We start from the raw sequence: 544 nt of genomic DNA on the forward strand, positions 1-544 counted from the left end.
ATTTTATGGGTGTAACGCCCCAAATACTCTATAACCTGTTCGGGCCCTAAAAAGGGGCGTTTACAATACACGACCCAGTTCTTTTTAAATAAGGTCTCATAAAAATCAGAAGACATTTCTACTTCTAATGTTTTTCGTAACTGCGCCACAAAGCGCGCCCTGAACACCTTGCTCATAGCCTTTACCGGGAACAGGTACTTCCCTTTGTGTTTTACGGGTTTCCATCGCCCAGAAGGAGTTAACCCGCCCCCGGGAACGATACAATGTAGATGTGGATGCAACGATAAATTCTGTCCCCAGGTATGCAGTACGGCAATCATGCCCGGTCGAGCACCTAAAAATTTTGGATTGTTCCCAAAGCCATAAATAACCTGCCACGAGACTTTAAAGAGCATGTTATAAAGTGTTTTGGGCCTGTAAAGGCACAGGCGGTTGAGTTCCTGCGGCAGGGTAAAAACCACATGAAAATAAGGTACCGGTAGCAGTTCGGCCTCACGGGCCCGTACCCACTGTTCTTTCTGGTGCCCCTGGCACTTGGGACAAT

Annotated in this window: 1 protein-coding gene; it reads right to left on the reverse strand. The window is 47.2% G+C overall.

The window, feature by feature from the left end; all coding sequences use genetic code 11:
* A partial coding sequence (locus ABD792_RS19090; RefSeq protein WP_345008181.1) for an IS91 family transposase occupies positions 1 to 544 on the reverse strand: 544 nt, incomplete at both ends.

It is taken from the genome of Snuella lapsa (genome assembly GCF_039539345.1).
GTDB classification, from domain to species: Bacteria; Bacteroidota; Bacteroidia; order Flavobacteriales; family Flavobacteriaceae; genus Snuella; species Snuella lapsa.